Here is a 239-nt window from a genome sequence, read left to right on the forward strand (position 1 = left end):
ATCCGATGCGTTAACCACTTCGCCACAACCGCCATGGCAGGGGCAGTAGGAATCGAACCCACATCAAAGGTTTTGGAGACCTCTATTCTACCGTTGAACTATGCCCCTATATATGATGGTGGAGGGGGGCAGATTCGAACTGCCGAACCCGAAGGAGCGGATTTACAGTCCGCCGCGTTTAGCCACTTCGCTACCCCTCCTAAAAATGGTGCCGGCCAGAGGACTTGAACCCCCAACCT

General features: G+C 54.4%; 2 tRNA genes. Both read right to left on the reverse strand.

Features of this window, described 5'->3' with window-relative positions:
- Window positions 1–34: 34 nt before the first annotated feature.
- Window positions 35–108: transfer RNA gene (locus HMPREF2897_RS11960), tRNA-Trp, on the reverse strand.
- Window positions 109–116: 8 nt separating this feature from the next.
- A tRNA-Tyr gene (locus tag HMPREF2897_RS11965) sits at window positions 117–200 on the reverse strand.
- Between the last annotated feature and the right edge of the window lie 39 nt (window positions 201–239).

This window comes from Staphylococcus sp. HMSC065D05, assembly GCF_001813195.1.
In the GTDB taxonomy this organism is placed as follows: domain Bacteria; phylum Bacillota; class Bacilli; order Staphylococcales; family Staphylococcaceae; genus Staphylococcus; species Staphylococcus epidermidis.